Below are 18,248 nucleotides of genomic sequence, written 5' to 3'. Positions count from 1 at the left end.
TGCGCGAACGGCCGCCGCAAGGCGGCGCGCCGGGACCGGCGCAGGTCATGACGGGTGCCGGGAACGGCCGATACCGGAGCCCGCGAAACCCCCGGCCTAGCCAGCGAATATTCCTCTAGAATATGGTTCTACAAGGACCTAGCGCTGGAGGATCTTATGGGGATCGGGCTGAGCGAGGAGCACGAGGCGCTTCGCGAGTCGGTGACCGGATGGGCCGAGCGGGCCGTGCCCGCCGACCTCGTGCGGAGCGCGGTTGGCGTCCTCGCCGATCCGGGCGCGGAGGAGCGTCCGGCCTTCTGGTCCGCTCTCGCCGGCCAGGGGCTGCTCGGGCTGCACGTCCCCGAGGAGTACGGCGGCTCCGGCTACGGCCTGCTGGAGGCCGCGGTGGCGATCGAGGCGCTGTCGGAGCGGGTGGCGCCCGGGCCGATGGTGCCGACCGTGCTCGCGAGCGCCGCGATCCTCGCCTCGGAGGGCAAGGCGCAGGCCGACCTGCTGCCCGGGCTCGCGGACGGGTCGCTGACCGGCGCGGTGGCGCTGGACGGCGCGGTCACCGGTGCGCGCGACGGCGACGCGCTGACCATCGGCGGCGCGGCCGCGTACGTCCTCGGCGCGGCGGTCGCCGACGTGCTGGTCCTGCCGGTGACCACGGACGCCGGCGAGGAGTGGGTGGCGATCGACGCCGCCCAGGCGACGGTCACCGCGGTCAAGTCGCTCGACCTCACCCGCGGCGTGGCCAAGGTCGAGCTCGACGGCGTACGGGTGCCCGCCGAGCGGGTGCTGACCGGCCTGACCGGCGCCGAGGTGCGCAACATCGCCGCGGTCGTCCTCGGCGCGGACGCGGTCGGGGTGGCCGCCTGGTGCGTGGCCGCCGCCGCCGACTACGCGAAGGTCCGGGTGCAGTTCGGCCGCCCGATCGGCCAGTTCCAGGGCATCAAGCACAAGATCTCGCGGATGCTGGTGGCGCTGGAGCAGGCCCGGGCCACGGTCTGGGACGCCACCCGGGCGGAGGACGCCGAGCGCGACTACGCCGCCGCGATCGCCGCCGTCATGGCGCCCGACGCCGCCGTGCAGTGCGCCAAGGACGCGATCCAGACGTTCGGCGGCATCGGTTACACCTTCGAGCACGACGCGCACCTGTACTACCGCCGGGCGCTGACGATCCGCGCGCTGCTCGGCTCGTCCTCCGAGTGGTCCGACCGGGTGGCCGCGCTCGCGCTGGAGGGTGTCGCGCGGGAGATGGAGATCGACCTGCCGGAGGAGTCACAGCCGCTGCGCGAGTCCATCCGGGCGGAGCTCGCCGAGATGGCCGCTCTGGAGGGCGCCGAGCAGAAGCGGGCCCTGGCCAAGGCGGGCTTCGTCATGCCGCACCTGCCCAAGCCCTGGGGCCGGGCGGCCTCCCCGCTGGAGCAGGTGCTCATCCACCAGGAGATCAGGGCGGCCAAGATCAAGCTGCCGCAGATGATCATTGGAGCGTGGGTGGTGCCGTCGCTGGTCACCTACGGCACGCCGGAGCAGCAGGAGCGGTTCCTGCCGCCGACGCTGAGCGGCGAGCTGATCTGGTGCCAGCTCTTCTCCGAGCCGGGGGCCGGGTCCGACCTCGCCTCGCTCCAGATGAAGGCGGAGAAGGTCGAGGGCGGCTGGAAGCTCAACGGCCAGAAGATCTGGACGTCGGTGGCGCACGTCGCCGAGTGGGCCATCTGCATCGCCCGCTCGGACACCTCCAAGCCCAAGCACGACGGCATCACGTACTTCCTCGTCGACATGAAGGCGCCGGGCGTCACCGTGCGGCCGCTGACCGAGATGACCGGGGAGAACCTGTTCAACGAGGTCTTCCTCGACGACGTCTTCGTGCCCGACGAGCTGGTCGTCGGCGAGGTCGACGAGGGCTGGCGGGTCGCGCGGAACACGCTGTCGAACGAGCGCGTCTCGCTGTCGTCCGGCTCGGGCGGCACCGGCGCCTCGGTGCCCGACCTGCTCGGCCTGGCGGGCCGGCTGGGCCGCGAGCTCACCGCGGCCGAGCGGCAGGACCTCGCCCGCGTCGTCTGCGAGTCCCACTCGATCAACGCGCTGTCGCTGCGGGTGACGCTCAAGCAGCTCGCCGGCAGCGAGCCGGGCGCCGACGCCTCGGTGCGCAAGCTGCTGTCCACCGCGCACGCGCAGCACGTCTCCGAGGTGGCGGTCTCCCTGCTCGGACCGGCCGCCGTCACCGCCGCCGACTGGAAGCTCGGCGACGCCGGCTACTGGAACCGCGCCGTGCTCGCCACCCGGGCGATGACCATCTACGGCGGCACCACCGAGGTGCAGCTCAACATCATCGCCGAGCGCATGCTCGGCCTGCCCCGCGACCCCGAGCCGGGCAAGTAACCCTCGGGTGATCGGGCGGGCCGACGGCAGGCCCGCCCGGTCGCTCGTGCGGTGACCCCATGCGTCCGCCGTGCCGGCGACGCACCGGCCGGGGTCCGTGACGCCGGGGTCAGCCGTCGCGGTGGCGCGGGCTCGTCGCGAGGGCGGGATCGCCGAGGTCGAGCCGGCCCAGTTCGGTTCTGGAGGCGACGCCGAGCTTGGGGAAGGCCTTGTGCAGGTGATAGCCCACGGTGCGCGGGCTCAGGAAGAGCTGAGCGCCGATGTCGCGGTTGGTGGCGCCCCGCGCGGCCAGGCGGACGATCTGCAGCTCCTGCGGGGTCAGCAGGCCGGCCGCGCCCACCGTGCGGACGTCGCCGAAGACCTCTCCCGTGGCGCGCAGTTCGGCGCGGGCACGCGTGGCCCAGGGGGCGGCGCCGGCGCGTTCGAACATGTCCAGCGCCTGTCTGAGGTGGATTCTGGCGTCGGACTTGCGCCGGTTCCTGCGTAGCCATTCTCCGAACAGGAGCCTGGTGCGGGCCTCCTCGAACGGCCGCCCCCCGTTCAGGTGCAGGCGGACGGCCCGGACGTAGTCCCTCTCCGTGTCCTCGTCCCGCGCGGCGGTCAGCGCTCTGCAGCGCAGGGCGACGGCACGCGCCCAGGACTGCCCGGTGGCGGTTGCCCACTCGTCGAACCTGGCGAGCGGCGCCCTGGCCCGTTCGGGCTGCTCGCACCGGACCGCCGCCTCCACCAGATCGGGCACGAACAAGGTGGTCGAGAGCTGGTGGCGTACGGTGCCGGCGAGACCTGTCTCCAGATGGTCCAGTGCGGCCCGCGTCCTGCCCTGTCCGAGCGCGAGCAGGCCCTGCGCCCAGACGGCCCAGGCCAGACTCGACACGTTGCCGTGATCCGTGGCGTGGGCGCGAACGCGGCTCGTGAGCAGTTCGCAGGTCCGGTCGTCGCCGGAGACCGCGGCGAGCCACGCGAGCACGCCCTGCAGGTGGTCGACCCGGTGATGCTGCCCGGTGTCCTCGGCGATGCGCACGGCCTCGGTGGCCGACGCCTTCGCGTCCCGGAACCGGCCCAGGTAGAGCTGGCTGCTGGCGAGGTTCTGCAGCGCGTGCGGCAGCCAGCCGATCATCCCCTGGGCCCGGCAGTCGTCGGCGAGGCCGGCGGCCAGGTCGAGGGACGTCTCGTCGTCGCCCACCATGAAGGCCATCGACGCGATGATGAGCCGTTCTCCGGGATCGGCGGGCTGGGATCGCCCGGCGTCGGCGAGTGCCGCGTGGATGGGCACCAGCCCGCGCGCGGAGTCGCCCGCCAGCAGGGCGGCCAGTCCGGTCAACGCGGAGATGACCGGATGGAGGGGATGCCCGGCCGGCAGATCCAGGGCGTGGAGCCGCTCGACGGCCTGCCCGGCCAGTTCGGGCGCGCCGGCGAACCAGGCGTCGCGTACGGCTTCCGCCAGCATGGACGCCGCCATGCCCGGGTCGGCGGCCGCGATGGGGGCGGCGGCGGTCATGAGGATGCCGTGCGCGACGCGCGGTGAGCCCTGCTCGAACTCGACGGCCGCGCGGACCCCCGCGAGCTTGGCCTGCTCACGCGGATCGTCGGTGAGCAGGGCCGCCTGGTCGGCCAGCGCGCGCGACCGCGGGAGCTGGCCGGCGTCCATCGCCGCCTCGGCGGCGCCGATCAGCCGGCGTACCCGATCGCGCGGGTCGGGGGTGAGCTGCGCGGCGCGCTCGTAGGCCGCGGTCGTGGCGGCGTGGCCGCTTCTGCGCCTGGCCCGCTCGGCCGCCTGTTCCAGCACGGCGGCGACGGCCTCGTCGGGTCCGGTGCAGGCGGCGGCCAGATGCCAGGCCCGTGCGTCGGCGCGCCGGCTGCCGTCGGCGGCGTCGTCGAGTGCGGCGGCCAGTGCCCGGTGGGCGGCCACGCGCCTGGTGAACGGCGCTCCCTGGTAGGCGGCCGCCCTGATCAACGGGTGACGGAAGGCGAGCTCCCCGTCGACGCGGATGAGCCCGGCACGCTCGGCCGGTTCGGCGGCGTCAGGGCCGACGCCCAGCCGTTGTGCGGCCGCGAGGACGACGGCGAGGTCGCCGGTGCTTTCCGCGGCCGCCACGAGCAGCAGGGTCCGGGCGGGTTCGGGCAGGGACTGGATCTGCGTCTGGAAGGCCTCCCGCATCCGCCCGGGGAGCGGAAGCGGCCCGAGTTGGTAGGCCAGCGGATTGACGTGTCCGGCCCGTTGTTCGGGCGTGAGCGCCGCCGGAAGCTCGATGAGCGCGAGCGGGTTCCCCTCGCTCTCGGCGAGGACGCGGTCCCTGACGTGCGGCGCCAGCGTGCCGGCGGTCGCCCCCAGCAGCGTGGCCGCGTCCGCCGGTTCGAGGCCGCCGAGCCTCATCTCGGGCAGGCCGGCCGGCCGGAAACCGTGGGCGCCGTCCCGCAGGGACAGGATCAGCGCCACCCCCTCCGCCTCCAGCCGCCGGGCGGCGAACAGCAGCGCGTCGGCCGAGGAGCGGTCCAGCCACTGGGCGTCGTCGACCAGGCACAGCAGGGGTCCGTCGCCGGCGAGCTCGGACAGCAGGGTCAGCGCGCCGAGACCGACCAGGAAGCGGTCGGGCGTGGTCGTGGCGGCCAGCCCGAGGGCTCCTCTGAGGGCGTCCGCCTGCGGGGCCGGCAGTCGGTCGAGGCGGTCGAGTCCGGAGCGCAGCACCAGGTGGAGTGCGGCGAACGCCAGCTCGGTCTCGCTCTCGATGCCCACCCCGCGCAAGGTGCGCATCCCGATGGCGGACGCCTTCCGCGCCGCGTGGTCGAGGAGCGCCGTCTTGCCGATCCCCGCCGGACCGCGAATCACCAGAGCGCCGCTCCGGCCGTTCCCGGCCTCGGCCAGCAGGTGATCTATCCGATCGGTCTCGGCCCTCCGCCCGTACAGCACGGACCGATCTTATGGAGGACGTGACGTATGTCCGCTTCGGGATGACCGGTCACGTGACAGATTCCGGGTGGGCGGCGCCGCCCTAGCGTCGTCGGCATGGACCTTCCGACCTTCTCCACAGCGGGACGGGACCGGCGTCCGGATCCCGCCCGCGCGCTCCACCTCGTGAGGAGCACTCGATGACCCGCCACCGTCCCACCGTCGTCGCCGGCGTCATGGCCGCCGCCCTGATCGCGCTGTTCGCCTACCTGTCGCCCGGCCTGGCGCTCTGGCTGACCTTCATCCCGGCGATGGTGATCGCCTACGGCTGCCATCTCGCGACCACCGACCGCCGGCCCCCCGACCCCTCGCGCGTGCTGCCGGTCTACCTCGTCGGCCTGGCCTGGCAGTTCCTCCACTTCGGGGAGGAGTTCATGAACGGGTTCAACCGGCGCTGGCCCATCGAGGTCTTCGGCGCGCAGGCCATGTCACTGCCCCTGTTCGTCTGGATCAACATGGTCTCCTACGCGGCCTTCGCGCTGGGCGCGCTCGCGATCTACCGGGGCTGGCGGGTGCCGCTGCTCATCGCCTGGTTCTTCGCCGTCATGGGGGCGATGGGCAACGCGATCGGCCATCCCGTCTACGACCTGGTCTCGGGTGACCTCGCCTTCCCCGGCATCGTCACCTCCCTCGGTTACTGGGTCATCGGCCCGATCCTCGTCCACCGCCTCTGGACGGCCGGTCTCCCCCGGGCGGCCGTCGCCCCGGACGCCCGCCCTGTCGCCGCCTCCGTCCGACACTGAACCGAAGGGAATCGTCATGTCACTGTCTCGCATCCCCGAACGGGAGATCGCCGAGCGGCCCGCGGGCTACGGCGGCCCGAACCTGTCGCCGGTAGGTCTCGAACTGGTGCCGCACGAACTCGCGCCCGGCGTGTGGGCGCTCATGGCCAGCCTGCCGCCCAAGGACAACAACGGCGTGATCGCGGGGCGGAACGCCGCACTGGTGGTCGACGCCGGGATCACCTCCGCCGTCTCGGGCCAGATCCAGGCGGCCGTCGCCGGTCTCACCGACCGGCCGCTCCGCTACCTGGTCAACACGACCTACCACGGCGACCACACCTTCGGCAACGCCGCGTTCCCCCAGGAGGTCGTGATCATCTCGTCCGGGGCGAACAAGGCGAACATGACCGACCTGGCGTACGAGAAACAGACCCGCTCGGCCAACATGTACGGCGACGCCGCGCTGCTCGACGAGGTCACCGTGTGGCGCACGCCGGACCTCACGTTCGACTTCTCCGCCGAGGTCGACCTGGGAGGACGCGTCGTCCAGCTGCATCACTTCGGCCCCGGCAACGGCCCGGGAGACACGATCGTGTACGTCCCCGACGCCCGCACCGCCTGGACCGGCAACTTCCTCTGCCACGCCGGCACGGCCCACATGCTGCTCCAGGGCGGCCCCGAACCGTACGTGGGCTCGCTGCGCAGGATGCGCGAGGCGCTGCCGGACCTGGAGACCATCGTCCCGGGCCACGGGCCGATGGGGGACGGGCCCGCGGCCCTGGAGACTCTCATCGGCTACCTCGAACGACTTCATGCCGAGGTGGAGGCGAGTGTGCGGGCGGGCCGCGATCTGGAGGAGACGTTCGCGGCGTGCACCGATCCGTGGGCGGAGCGCCTCGATCCCCGGCTGTCGGCCGCCCTCGCGCGTTATCCGGTGCCACCGGACCTCGCCCGGCAGGGCATGCTCACACTCTGCCGCGACCTGCACCGGCTGAACGTCCTGGCCACATACCGCCTGTACGAGAGCCGCTGAGGACTGACCGAGTGCGGTGAGGTCGATCTCCGGCGACACCGGCGGCTCCGATCGCCGTCAGCGTCGACCGGCGGTCACTGCTCGATCCAGCGGTAGGCGTGCCACCACCCGCCGCAGGAGGCGACCGTGCGGGTGAGCGCGTCCCGGTAGCAGACCTGGACCCGGAGGTCCTGGGGAACATGCTCTTCCCAGTCGTGGAAGGAGAAGCGGGCGTAGCCGTCCGGCCCGCACTTCTTCAGCGTCCTGCTCCACGTCTCTTCCTCGGTCTTGGCCTTCAGTCGCAGGTAGGCGCACAGCCTGACCGGGGAGTTCCGGTCGTACAGCCGCGCCTCGAAGTTGAAGCTGCCGTTGTCCTCGTCCTCCCACACCCGGCCGCGGGCCATGGCCCGCGCGCCGTTCCGGCGAACCGAGTAGAAGGGCCCCCAGTCGGCGTCCAGGCCGGCGTAGCTGAAGACGGCGACTTCGCCGGGGCGGGCGGTCGGGGTGGGCCTGGGAGTCGGGGTGGTGTCGGGAGCGGCCGCGGCGGAGGGGGTGGGCGTCGCTTGGGCCGGGACGGTGAGCGCGGCCAGGCCGCCCGCGACGACGGCGAGGACGGCGAGACCGGTCAGGTGGCGGGTCGAGCGGGGCATGTGATCCTCCGGTGTACTGAGGTGCGCCGTGACGTGCGGGCGGGGCGGGTCGCCGCCCGGGAGTCGCGGCGGCCGTGTCCAGTGGTAAGGCCGAGCGCTTGCAACGGCCTTGCCGTCCCCTTTCTCCGCCTTTCGGCGATGCCGCCGACAGGCGCCGACGCGATCGAACGCCGTCAAGGCGGGCCACTAGCCTGTACGACATGTGGCGGCCCTTCCGGTTTGTGCGGCTTGGCCTTGTGGGGCATGCGGGCGCCGCACGGGGGCCGGCGGTCGTGCGGTTCGGGCCGGCCCTGCTCGGCCTGGCGCTCGGCGTGCTCGCGCTGGGGCCCGCGCTGGGGCCGGGGTTCACGCTGCGCTACGACATGGTCTTCGTGCCGGACCCGCCGCTGCGCCTCGGCGACGGCTTCCCCCGGGCCGTGCCGAGCGACCAGGTCGTGGCGCTGCTGTCCGCCGTGATCCCGGCCGAGATCGTGCAGAAGGCGATCCTGCTCGGATTGTTCACGCTGGCCGCCTCCGGCGCGGCGGCCCTGGCCGGCGAGGCCCTGTCGTCCGGGTCCGCCTCGGGCGGCGCACGCGAGGCCCGGGTGCGGACGGCGATCGTGCCCCGGCTGGCCGCCGCGGCGTTCTACGCCTGGAACGCCTATCTCGCGCAGCGGCTGCTCATCGGCCACTGGGCGCTGCTGCTGGGCTACGCCGGACTGCCCTGGGCCGTACGGGCGGCGGCCCGAGGCGGGACCGGGCGGCTCGCGGCGGCCCTGCTGCCCGCCGCCGTGGGCGGGTTCCAGGCCATGCTGGTCAGCGCCCTGGCCGTGCTCCCGGTCGCCGCGCTGCGACACGAGCCCACAGCGGGTCCTGCGGAGCAGCCGGCCATCGCGACGCCGGGGACCGGGAGAGCGCCCGCCGCCCGGCGTGGGCGGGCGCGCGCGGTGCTCAGGTCGGTGTCGTGGGCGTCGGCCGTGGTCGTGGTGCTCAGCCTGCCGTGGCTCGTCCCCGCACTCCGGTCGGACGCCGTGACCGATCCCGCCGGGGTGGCCGCGTTCGCGCCCCGGGCGGACGGGCCGTTCGGGACGCTCGGCAGCCTGCTCTCCCTCGGCGGCATCTGGAACTCCCACGCCGTCGTGCCCGGCCAGGACGGCCCGGGGCTCGCCGCCGCCCGCCTCGCGCTGACCCTCGTCGCCGTCGCCGGGTTCGTACGGCTCGGCGGTGCCACCCGCAGGCCCGCGTGGTGGCGTGGTTTGGCGGTGGCGGCGTGCGCGGGTGTCCTGATCGCCTGCGCCGGGGCCTTCGCGTCCGGCGTGCTGCGGGCCCTCATCGGTTGGTGGGCGGGCTTCGGCCCGCTCCGCGACGGCCAGGTGTACGTCGCGCCGTTCGCGCTCGCGCAGGCGGCAGGCGTCGCGGTCGTGGCGGCGGCCCTGCGCCGGAGCCTGCCCGCTCCGGTGGCGGCGGCCGCCGTGGCGGTGCCGGTGCTCGTGCTGCCGACCTTCGCGCTGGGCGCGTTCGGCAGGCTCGGGACGGCCGGGTATCCCGGCGAATGGCGCCGCGTCCAGGCCGTCGTCAACGGCGACCCCGCTCCCGGCGCACTGCTGTCGCTGCCCTGGAGCGCCTACCGGGCCTTCTCCTGGAACTCGGGACGGGTGGTCCTCGACCCCGCGACCAAGATGTTCTCCCGGCCCGTGCTGTGGGACGAGACGCTCGTCGTCGGCGTGCCGGGCGGCGGGCGGATCCGGGTCTCGGCCGAGAGCCCGCGGATCCGCCGGATCGAGGCGGTGGCGTCCGCGCTCACCGCGGCGCTCACCACGGCCGGGGGCACGCCGCGCGCCGGCCCTCCTGCCTCGTCCGCGGCGGACGTGCTGCGGCGGGAGGGAGTGCGCTATGTGCTCGCGACCGGGCTTGATGAGAACACGTTCTTGTCCTGGCTGCCGGGGGCGACCCCCGTCTACAGAGGCCGGGAGCTACTGCTGGTGCGGCTGTGACCAGCCACGATCAGGGATCGATGGCATACTGGACAGTAAGTCTTTTTATCACGGTTTGACCAAGGCTATGGTGTAGGACCTGTATCACGTTCTACTCTCGGCCTCTATCGCCCGCTCCGACAAGGAGGAAGCTTCCCGTGTTGAAGGTGCTGGCTGCTCTCGCGGTCGGGGCCGTGCTCGCCGGCGTCGCCTCCGTGGCGGTCGTCAACGTGGCAGCGCCCACCGCGGAGCCGCCGAACAAGCCGCTCTACAACTACGGCGACAGGTGAACGCGGCAGACCTGACACCCGTTCCATAAGGACCTCCGCGAAGACCGAGCCCGTCAGGGGCGTGGTTTCGCCATGCCCTCATGCGTCCGTGCCCCGATTCGCCCGCACCGCCGTACCCGCCCCGATCGGGTGACGCGGTGCTCCCCGAACTCCCGCCGAGACGTGTCACCCGAAGGAGTGATCGTGGTCGCACAGGGTGCGAAGGCGAAGTCCTCGGGTCGCCCCCTTCCCGAGCCGCCCGACAGGCCGCACCTGGCGGCCGCCGGCGCCACTCCGGCCGCCGTTCCCCTGCTCGACGGCGTACGCGTGGCCGTGCTGAACTTCCGCGAACCGAGCCAGACGGTCGCCGGCGGCGCGGAGGAGTACGCGTGGCGGATCTCCGCCTACCTCGTCGGCCAGGGCGCGAGCGTCAGCTTCCTCACCAGCCGGGAGCGGTACCAGACCCGCGCCGAGTCGCGTGACGGCATCCGGCTGCGCAGGATGGGCGGCAAGTATCTGGTCTATCTCCTCGTCCCGCTCTGGCTGCTGCTGCACCGCCGCCGGTTCGACGTCGTCGTCGACTGCATGAACGGCATTCCGTTCTTCTCGCCGGTCGTGGCGCGCCGCCGTACGCGGGTGATCTGCGTGGTCCACCACGTGCACGACCGGCAGTTCTACGCCTTCTTCCCGCGCTGGCTGGCGCGGATCGGCTGCTTCATCGAGGGGCCGGTGGCGCGGCTGCTGTACCGCCGGTGCACGACGGTGACGGTCTCCGAGTCCTCCCGCCACGAGATGCGCGAGCGCCTGCGCTGGCTGGCCCCGATCGAGGTGGTGCCCAACGGCAGCCCGACCGCCAGACCCGTCGCGAGTGAGCCGGTGCCGGGCGACCCGGCCGTCGTCTACCTCGGACGCCTGGTCGGGCACAAGCGCGTCGAGCGGGTGGTCGAGCTCGCCGCCGAGCTGGCGCCCGGCCGTCCCGGCCTGCACGTGCACGTCGTCGGCAGGGGGCCCGAGCACGAGCGGCTGGCCGAGCGGGCGGGCAGGCCCGACGTCGCCGGACGCGTCCACCTGCACGGATTCCTGCCCGAGGCGGAGAAGAACGCGGTGCTGAGCCGTGCCAGGCTCAACGTCACGGCCTCGGAGTTCGAGGGCTGGGGGCTGACCGTGATCGAGGCGGCGGCCCTCGGCGTGCCCACCGTCGCCTACGACGTGGCCGGCCTGCGCGACTCCGTACGGCACGGCGTGACGGGCTGGCTGGTCCGCGACGGCGAGCGGCTCGCCGACGTGGTCGGTCACGCCCTGCGGGAGCTGGACGACCCCCTGACGAGGGCCCGGATGGCCCGGGCGTGCCGGCGCTGGGCGGGCGAGTTCACCTGGGGGAAGACCGGGGCCGCCATGACCGGGCTGGTCGCGGGCGAACTCGGTAGGCTCCCCGTACGGCCGCCGGACAGCCGTCATGAGCAGGAGGCCTGAGCGCGCCCGTGTCCGTCGACGTCCCGGTCCAGCCGCGGGAGCCCGCGCCGGAAGAGGCGACCCGTGCGCCCGGCGAGAGTGCCGTAGCGCCCGAGCCCGCCCCCGCCGCCCGTCCCGCGCCGCCCGGCGGGACGCTGCGGCACCGGCTCCGGCTGCTCGCGGGCTGCCTGCTGCTGGCGGCCGTCGCCTTCAACACCGCGCCGGGCGCGGTGATCTCCGAGACCAAGCTCGACATGGCGGTGAATCCCCTGGGGTTCCTGTCGCGCGCGCTGCACCTGTGGGATCCGGCCTACTTCGGCCACCTGCAGAACCAGGCGTACGGCTATCTCTTCCCGATGGGGCCGTTCTACGTGCTCTTCCGGGCCATGGACATGCCCGCCTGGGACATCCAGCGGCTCTGGATGTCGCTCGTGCTGTGCGCGGCGTTCCTCGGGACCGAGCGGCTGGCCCGGGCGATGGGGATCGGCTCGCCCGGCACCCGGATCCTCGGCGCGCTCGCCTACGCCCTGGCCCCGCACGCGCTGGCCCTGATCGGGATCAACTCCTCGGAGTTCCAGCCGAGCGCCGTGCTGCCGTGGATGCTGCTGCCGCTTGTCCGCGGCACCCGGGAGGGCGTGAGCCCCCGCCGGGCCGCCGCGCTTTCGGCCGTCGTGTTCCTGTTCGCGGGCGGCGTCAACGCGGCGGCGGAACTGGCCGTGCTCGTCGTCCCGCTCGTCTACCTGCTCAGCCGCCGCCACGGCGGGCGCAAATGGGCCCTGCTCGGCTGGTGGCTGCTGTTCGCCGGCCTCGTGTCGATGTGGTGGCTCGTCCCGCTGCTGCTGCTCGGGCGCTACATCTTCTCGTTCCTGCCGTTCATCGAGACGGCGTCGGCGACCACCAGCGTCACCTCGCTGGTGAACACGCTGCGCGGCACGTCGAGCTGGATCTCGTTCCTGCCGGTGGAGGGGCAGCCGTGGCTGCCGGCGGCCTACGACCAGGCCACCGTGCCGTGGCTGGTCGCCGCGACGGCGCTGGTGGCCGGGCTCGGGCTGACCGGCGTCGTCCGCAGGGCGACCCCGGAGCGGACGTTCCTGGTCCTGAGCGTGGTCGCCGGCCTGCTGATCGTCACCGCGGGCCACGCGGGCGACCTCGCCCACCCCTGGACCGGCCAGGTCAGGGACCTGTTCGACGGGCCGCTCGCGCCCTTCCGCAACCTGCACAAGTTCGACGCGCTGATCCGGCTGCCGCTGGCGCTCGGCCTGGCCGCGTTGCCCGCTGCCCTGCCGGCGACAGGGTCTGCGCGCCTGCGCGGGCCGGTCACCGCCGCGACGGCCGGGCTGCTCGCGCTCACGCTCGTGCCGGTCGGGACGGCCGGGGTGACCGCCCGGGGCTCCTTCGCGGACCTCCCCACCTACTGGCGGGAGGCGGCGGCCTGGCTGAACCGCGACGCGGGCGACGGCATGGTGCTCGCCATGCCCGGCTCGGCCCGCGGGGAGTACCTGTGGGGCCGGCCGCTCGACGAGCCCATGCAGTCGCTGCTGACCGTGCGCTGGGCCACCCACGCCAACGTGCCGTGGGGCTCGCCCGGCCTGGCCCGGCTCGTGCAGGCGGTGGACGAGCGCTTCGCCACCGGGCGCGGCTCGCCCGGCCTGACCGAGGCCCTGCGCCGCGCCGGGGTGAGCCACCTGCTCATCCGCAACGACCTGGTCAGGGAGACGCTCGGCACCGCCTGGCCCGCCCGGGTGCACCAGACCCTGCAGGACTCGGGGTTGTCCAGGACCGCCGAGTTCGGGCCGCTGGTCGGCCTGACCGCGAGCGGCACCGCCTCGGGCTGGCTCGACCAGCCGTACCCGGCGCTGGAGGTCTACACGATCCCGGGGGCGGCCCCGCTCGCCTCGACCGTGCCCCGTGCGGGCACTTTGCGCGTGCAGGGCGCCCCCGAGGCCGTGCTCGACCTGGCAGAGGAGGGCCTGCTCACCGACGACCGGCCGGTGCTCGTCGGCGACGAGCCGGGCGCCGCGGCGATCCCGCCCCGCGACACGATCCTCACCGACACGCTGCGGAAACGGGACATCGTGTTCGGCGACGTACGGCGCATCGCGTCGGCCACGCTGCCGGACGACCAGGCGCCCGTGACCACCGATCTCACCGATCCGGCCTGGTCGGCCGCGACCTCGACCGCCCGCTATCTCGACGTGAAGGACGTCACCGCCTCGTCGGCGGACTCCGGCGTCACGGCCGCCGTGGGCCAGCGCGACCCCGGGCGGCAGCCGTACGCCGCGCTCGACGACGACCCGCGCACGGGGTGGCGGTCGGACGGCTGGCACGGCGCGGTCGGGGAGTGGCTGGAGGTCCGCTTCACCGGCCAGGTCGACCTGAGGGAGATCTCGGCGGCGTTCGAGCAGGAGGCGGTCGGGCCGCCGGTGGCCGAGGTCGCGCTGGAGACCGAGCGCGGCGTGCGGCGCGTGGCGGTGGCGCGGACCGACGCGCTCCAGCCGCTGCCGCCGGTGCCGGGGAAGAGCCAGTGGCTGCGGATCCGGGTGACCAGGCTCGCGTACGAGCCGAAGACGGCGCTCGGCAGCCGGGTCGGCATCACCGACCTGCGCGTCCCGGGCGTGCGGGCGGTGCGGACGATCTCGGTGCCCGACACATCCAACACGGACACCGGCGCGGGCGACCCGGGCACGACGCTGCTGACCAAGCAGGGGGACGCCGACGCGTGCATGCGGGGCTCGGTCACCTGGACGTGCTCCTCCCGGCTGCAGATTCTGGGTGAGGACGGCAACGGGTTCGACCGGCTCGTCCCGGTGGCGCGCGACGGCGTGCGCACGCTGCGCGGGCAGGCCGTGCTGTCCGATCCGAAGGCGGCCGACCTGCTCACCACGCTGCCGAAGCAGTACCCGCACGTGAGCGCGTCCTCGACGGCGGCCGAGCACGGCGCCGTGCTCGGCCGCCAGGCGATGGACGGCGACCCCTCGACGCTGTGGTTCGCCCAGCCGTTCGACCGGCATCCGACGCTGTCGATCGACCTGGGGACGACCCGGAGCTTCTCGCGCATCCGGGTGCTGTTCCCCGACTCGGCGCAGGGCATCCCGCCGGTGAAGCTCACGCTGCGTGCCGGAGAGCGAGCGGTGCAGGGGTGGGTGGACCGCGACGGCGTGTTCACGTTCCCCACGCTGAGGACGCGGAAGTTCACCATCGAGTTCACCGCGCCCGCCTCCCGCGCGATCGAGGTGGCCGAGATCGCCATCCCCGGGGTGAAACCCCTCGGCGGCCTCGGCGCGATCCCCCTGCGGCTGCCCTGCGGGTACGGCCCGACCCTGCGGGTGGACGGCGACGACGTGCCGACCCGGGTGATCGAGGGCACGCTCGACGACGTGCTCAACGGCCGCCCGCTGACCTACTCGGGCTGCGCGCCCGTCCGCCTGACCGAGGGCCGCAGCAGGGTCAGCGTCGCCCCGGGCGACGCCTTCCGGGTGCGCTCGGTGGTGCTGGACGACGGCACCGGGCAGGAGCGGAAGGCGGTGACGGCCGCCCCCGCCACGGTGACCTCGTGGGGGCCGCAGGAGCGCCGCCTCCGGGTCGCCGCCGCCGCGCCGTCCTACCTGGTGGTCAACGAGAACTTCAACGCCGGCTGGCAGGCGTACCTCGACGGCGCGCGGCTGACCCCGGCACGGCTCGACGGCTGGCGGCAGGCGTGGGAGCTGCCGGCCGGCGGCGGCGAGGTGGTGCTGCGCTACGAGCCCGATCCGGCCTACCGCACGGCGCTGCTCGCCGGGCTGGGCCTGGCCCTCGTGGTGGTGGCCCTGGCCCTGGTGCGTGGCCGGTCGCGGCTGCGCGCCGCCGGGCCCGGCCGCGTCCGCGCGCTGTGGGTGTGGATCGCGGCGCCGCTCGCCGGGCTGTGGGCCGGGGGCGTCGTGGGCGTGGCCGTCGTCGCCGCCGCGCTGGCGGCGTTCCTGTGGCTGCGCGGGATCGCCGCCGCCCAGCACGCGGGCCCGAGCCGCCTGCGGGCCCTCGCCCGCCGCGCCGCCTCCACGTGGGTGGTGCTCGTCGCGCTCGGCCTCGCCGGCGTCGCCCAGGCGGCCGGGCAGGGCCTCGCCGCGGACGCGCTCTGCCTCGTCGTGCTCGCCCGGCTGCTGGCCGCCGTACGGGATCAGGGAGAGGTGAGCCGATGAAGGGCGCGTTCCCGCGGTCGCCGCGCACGCTGCTCCTGGCGGGCATCGCCTTCCTGGTCACCGTGGGGGTGCTGTTCCACTTCTACGTCTCCCCGCGGACCACGGTGCTGCCGCTGGAGCTGACGAGGATCCAGCGGCTCGTCTCGCCCTCGGCCACCTATCTCGACACCGCCACGTTCCGCCTCCACCGGGGTGTGCCCGTGCAGAACACGGTGGCCGTCTACGGCGATCCGCGGGCCGGGGACGACCGCACGGCCGTGTGGGTGGAGTTCTCCTCGCTCGACACCCGGGACGGCGAGCGGGTCGACTACCACGAGCGCCGCACGGCCTTCGACCGGCGGACCGGCCTCGCCGTCGACTGCTGCGGCGGGTACGTCGACGAGGATCCCGGCGTACGGCAGAGCGGGCTCGCCTTCCGCCTGCCCGCGGGGGCGGAGCCGCGGTCGTACGCGATGTTCGACCCGGTGCTGCGGCGGGAGGCGCCGATGCGGTTCGAGCGCGAGGAGACCGTCGAGGGCCTGCGGACCTACCGCTACACCTACGCGGCCGGGCCGGTGAAGACGGCCGACCTGCCCGGCCCGGTGCCCGGCACGTCGGTCGGCATGCCCGGCGAGCCGCGGGTCACCGTGGCGAGATACACCGAGATCACCCGCACGATCTGGGTCGAGCCGGAGAGCGGACTGACCGTACGCACCCAGGAGCGGCGGCGCGACACCCTGCGCACGCCCGACCAGGTCGAGCGGCAGGTCGCCTTCGACGCCGACCTGACGACGAGCGCCGCCGAGGTGCGGGCGTTCGCCGACGAGGCGGCCCGGTTCCGCCGGTGGATCCTGCTGACGCGCGAGTGGATCCCGCTGGCGTGCGGCCTGCTCGCGATCGTGCTCGCCGCGGTCTACCGGATCGGCACCCGGACGAGGAGGTCAGCGGCGGCGCAGCACCAGCAGCAGGTTCCACGTCACGATCTCGCGAACGCCGGGTAGATGGACCACCGGGGTCGCCCAGCGAGGGTGGTAGCGCGGCAGGGCGCCGACGAGGTCGGCGCCGGGGTGCCGCCTGGCCCACGCGAGCGCCCGGGCCACCGAGACGGCGTACAGGCTCGTGCCGTACACGTTCTTGGGGGAGCGGCCGTGGCGGCGCGTGTAGCGGCGTGCGGCGTGGTGCCCGCCCAGGTAGTGCCACGGCGAGGTCTCGTGGCCGCCCCAGGGCGACAGCCAGTTGGTGAACGACAGGTAGACGATGCCGCCCGGCCGCGTCACCCGCACCATCTCGTCGCCCATCCGCCACGGGTCGGGCACGTGCTCCAGCACGTTGGAGGAGAAGCACACGTCCACGGCGCCGGTCTTCAGCGGCAGGTCGAGGGCGCTGCCGAGCACCGCGCCGTCGGGGATCGCGCCGGTGCGCGCGCTCATCTCCCCGGCGTCGCAGTCAACGCACACCGGCCGCGCGCCCACGGCGCGCAGCGCGTCGGTGAAGTAACCGGGCCCGCCGCCGACGTCCGCGACGAGCGCGCCGTCCAGGTCGGCGTATGCCGCGAGCTGGGCGACGGTGTCGCGGGCGAGCAGGCCGTAGAAGAAGTCGGGGTCGGTCTGCTCCTTGCGGAAGGCGCTGAACAGGCGAATCGAACGGGCCAGGTCGGCGCGGAACGGCTCGGCGTGCACGACGTCCCTCTCCTGTCGGGTGCGCCGGAGCATAACACCCCTTTTGTCCCACAGTGCTGGGAGAATCCCGATGAGTCAGATCATGCGTACCGGACGGCCCGGCATGGCGCCGGCATGGCGAGCGGGCCTGGCGAATCCTGTCATGATCGCGGCGGTCCTGCTGGTCGCGGCGTCGCTGGCGGTCCGCGTCCCCGTGCTCACGTCGTCGTCCTTCGTCGAGGACGACTTCCTGTTCGTGGGTGACGCCTACGAGCACTCCCTGACGTTCGACTTCCTGTTCCGCGTCCACAAGGGTCACCTGATGCCGGGGGCGCTCGGGCTCACCTGGGTGCTGTCGCGGCTGTCGCCGTACGACTGGCTGCTGGTCTCGGCGGTCACGTTCGCGGTCCAGGCCGCCACCGCGGTCATGCTGCTGCGGCTGCTCGTGCGGCTGTTCGGCACGCGGCCCGGCATCCTGCTGCCGCTCACCCTCGCCCTGTTCTCGCCGCTGACCATCCCGGCCTTCGGCTGGTGGTCGGCCGCCGTCAACGCGGTGCCGCTCCAGCTCGCCATGGTCATGGCCCTCGCCGCCCAGGTGAGGTACGTCGGGGAGGGCGGGGCGCGGCACGCCCGCCGGGCCTTCTTCTGGGTCCTCGCCGGCATGGCGTTCAGCACGAAGGGGGTCTTCGTCCCGTTCCTGCTGTTCGCGCTCACCACGTCGCACCTGCGGCCGTGGGCGGGCCCGTGGCCGGCGCTCATGCTGCGCGAGCTGCGCTCCCACTGGCGGCTGTGGGGGTCGTACGCGCTGCTGATGGGCGCGTACGCGGCGCTGTACCTGGCCCGCCGCGGCACCGCGCCGGGCGAGGGCGCCGCCGTCCCGGCGCCGGGCGACGCGGCGGACCTGCTGGGCCGCCTGCTCGGCGAGATCTTCCCCGCCGGGGTGGTCGGCGGGCCGCTGTCGTGGGGCCCGGTGCTGCCCAACGGAGGGCTGGCCGACCCGAGCCCGCTGCTGGTGGCCGCCGGATGGGCCGTGCTCGCCGCGCTGGTGGCCGGCACCGTCATGTGGCG

The 18,248-nt window shown here is 74.0% G+C and carries 11 protein-coding genes; 8 read left to right on the top strand and 3 right to left on the bottom strand.

Translation table 11 applies throughout. From position 1 onward, the window contains the following. The first annotated feature begins 156 nt into the window (after window positions 1–156). Window positions 157–2,364 carry an acyl-CoA dehydrogenase gene (locus tag ACWEQG_RS08415; protein WP_452282976.1) on the top strand — a complete coding sequence of 736 codons (2,208 nt, stop codon included), beginning with the start codon at window positions 157–159 and terminating at the stop codon, window positions 2,362–2,364. A 109-nt stretch (window positions 2,365–2,473) separates the two neighbouring features. Here the strand turns inward: ACWEQG_RS08415 and ACWEQG_RS08410 are convergent, their stop codons facing one another. Continuing rightward, complete coding sequence (locus ACWEQG_RS08410) at window positions 2,474–5,272, bottom strand: helix-turn-helix transcriptional regulator (protein WP_452282974.1); 2,799 nt, start codon at window positions 5,270–5,272, stop codon at window positions 2,474–2,476. A 179-nt stretch (window positions 5,273–5,451) separates the two neighbouring features. On the opposite strand from ACWEQG_RS08410, the gene ACWEQG_RS08405 reads away from it, so the two are divergent. Both ACWEQG_RS08405 and ACWEQG_RS08400 read left to right on the top strand, forming a co-directional pair. Then, a complete protein-coding gene (locus tag ACWEQG_RS08405; RefSeq protein ID WP_452282972.1) occupies window positions 5,452–6,054 on the top strand; it encodes a hypothetical protein in 603 nt (200 codons plus the stop codon). Window positions 6,055–6,070: 16 nt separating this feature from the next. After that, window positions 6,071–7,066 carry an MBL fold metallo-hydrolase gene (locus ACWEQG_RS08400; protein WP_452282970.1) on the top strand — a complete coding sequence of 332 codons (996 nt, stop codon included), beginning with the start codon at window positions 6,071–6,073 and terminating at the stop codon, window positions 7,064–7,066. Window positions 7,067–7,140: 74 nt separating this feature from the next. On the opposite strand, the gene ACWEQG_RS08395 is transcribed toward ACWEQG_RS08400, so the two are convergent. Then, complete coding sequence (locus ACWEQG_RS08395; protein WP_452282968.1) at window positions 7,141–7,695, bottom strand: hypothetical protein; 555 nt, start codon at window positions 7,693–7,695, stop codon at window positions 7,141–7,143. Window positions 7,696–7,967: 272 nt separating this feature from the next. On the opposite strand from ACWEQG_RS08395, the gene ACWEQG_RS08390 reads away from it, so the two are divergent. From ACWEQG_RS08390 to ACWEQG_RS08370, 5 genes are all read left to right on the top strand, one after another. Further along, window positions 7,968–9,668 carry a hypothetical protein gene (locus ACWEQG_RS08390; RefSeq protein ID WP_452282966.1) on the top strand — a complete coding sequence of 567 codons (1,701 nt, stop codon included), beginning with the start codon at window positions 7,968–7,970 and terminating at the stop codon, window positions 9,666–9,668. Between the two features lie 137 nt (window positions 9,669–9,805). Beyond that, window positions 9,806–9,937 (top strand): hypothetical protein, encoded by a 132-nt coding sequence (locus tag ACWEQG_RS08385; protein ID WP_256862666.1) that lies wholly within the window; start codon window positions 9,806–9,808, stop codon window positions 9,935–9,937. Window positions 9,938–10,120: 183 nt separating this feature from the next. Beyond that, entirely contained in the window at window positions 10,121–11,389 is a 1,269-nt protein-coding gene (locus tag ACWEQG_RS08380) for a glycosyltransferase family 4 protein (protein ID WP_452282964.1), read from the top strand. An 8-nt stretch (window positions 11,390–11,397) separates the two neighbouring features. Next, window positions 11,398–15,543 (top strand): alpha-(1->3)-arabinofuranosyltransferase domain-containing protein, encoded by a 4,146-nt coding sequence (locus tag ACWEQG_RS08375; protein ID WP_452282962.1) that lies wholly within the window; start codon window positions 11,398–11,400, stop codon window positions 15,541–15,543. Next, complete coding sequence (locus ACWEQG_RS08370; RefSeq protein ID WP_452282960.1) at window positions 15,540–16,523, top strand: DUF3068 domain-containing protein; 984 nt, start codon at window positions 15,540–15,542, stop codon at window positions 16,521–16,523. The genes ACWEQG_RS08375 and ACWEQG_RS08370 overlap by 4 nt, the downstream gene beginning before the upstream one ends. Here ACWEQG_RS08370 and ACWEQG_RS08365 read toward each other — a convergent pair. Continuing rightward, window positions 16,464–17,234, bottom strand: a complete 771-nt coding sequence (locus tag ACWEQG_RS08365; RefSeq protein ID WP_363463990.1) for a class I SAM-dependent methyltransferase — start codon at window positions 17,232–17,234, stop codon at window positions 16,464–16,466. The genes ACWEQG_RS08370 and ACWEQG_RS08365 overlap by 60 nt on opposite strands. Window positions 17,235–18,248 lie beyond the last annotated feature (1,014 nt).

It is taken from the genome of Microbispora sp. NPDC004025 (genome assembly GCF_053604425.1).
This window is presented reverse-complemented; position numbering and strand designations above follow the sequence as displayed.

Bases quoted from the DNA above. Each gene is read 5' to 3' on its own strand.
- ACWEQG_RS08415 (WP_452282976.1), top strand. From the start codon at position 157: ATGGGGATCGGGCTGAGCGAGGAGCACGAGGCGCTTCGCGAGTCGGTG.
- ACWEQG_RS08370 (WP_452282960.1), top strand. From the start codon at position 15,540: ATGAAGGGCGCGTTCCCGCGGTCGCCGCGCACGCTGCTCCTGGCGGGC.
- ACWEQG_RS08400 (WP_452282970.1), top strand. From the start codon at position 6,071: ATGTCACTGTCTCGCATCCCCGAACGGGAGATCGCCGAGCGGCCCGCG.
- ACWEQG_RS08365 (WP_363463990.1), bottom strand. From the start codon at position 17,234: ATGCTCCGGCGCACCCGACAGGAGAGGGACGTCGTGCACGCCGAGCCG.
- ACWEQG_RS08395 (WP_452282968.1), bottom strand. From the start codon at position 7,695: ATGCCCCGCTCGACCCGCCACCTGACCGGTCTCGCCGTCCTCGCCGTC.
- ACWEQG_RS08405 (WP_452282972.1), top strand. From the start codon at position 5,452: ATGACCCGCCACCGTCCCACCGTCGTCGCCGGCGTCATGGCCGCCGCC.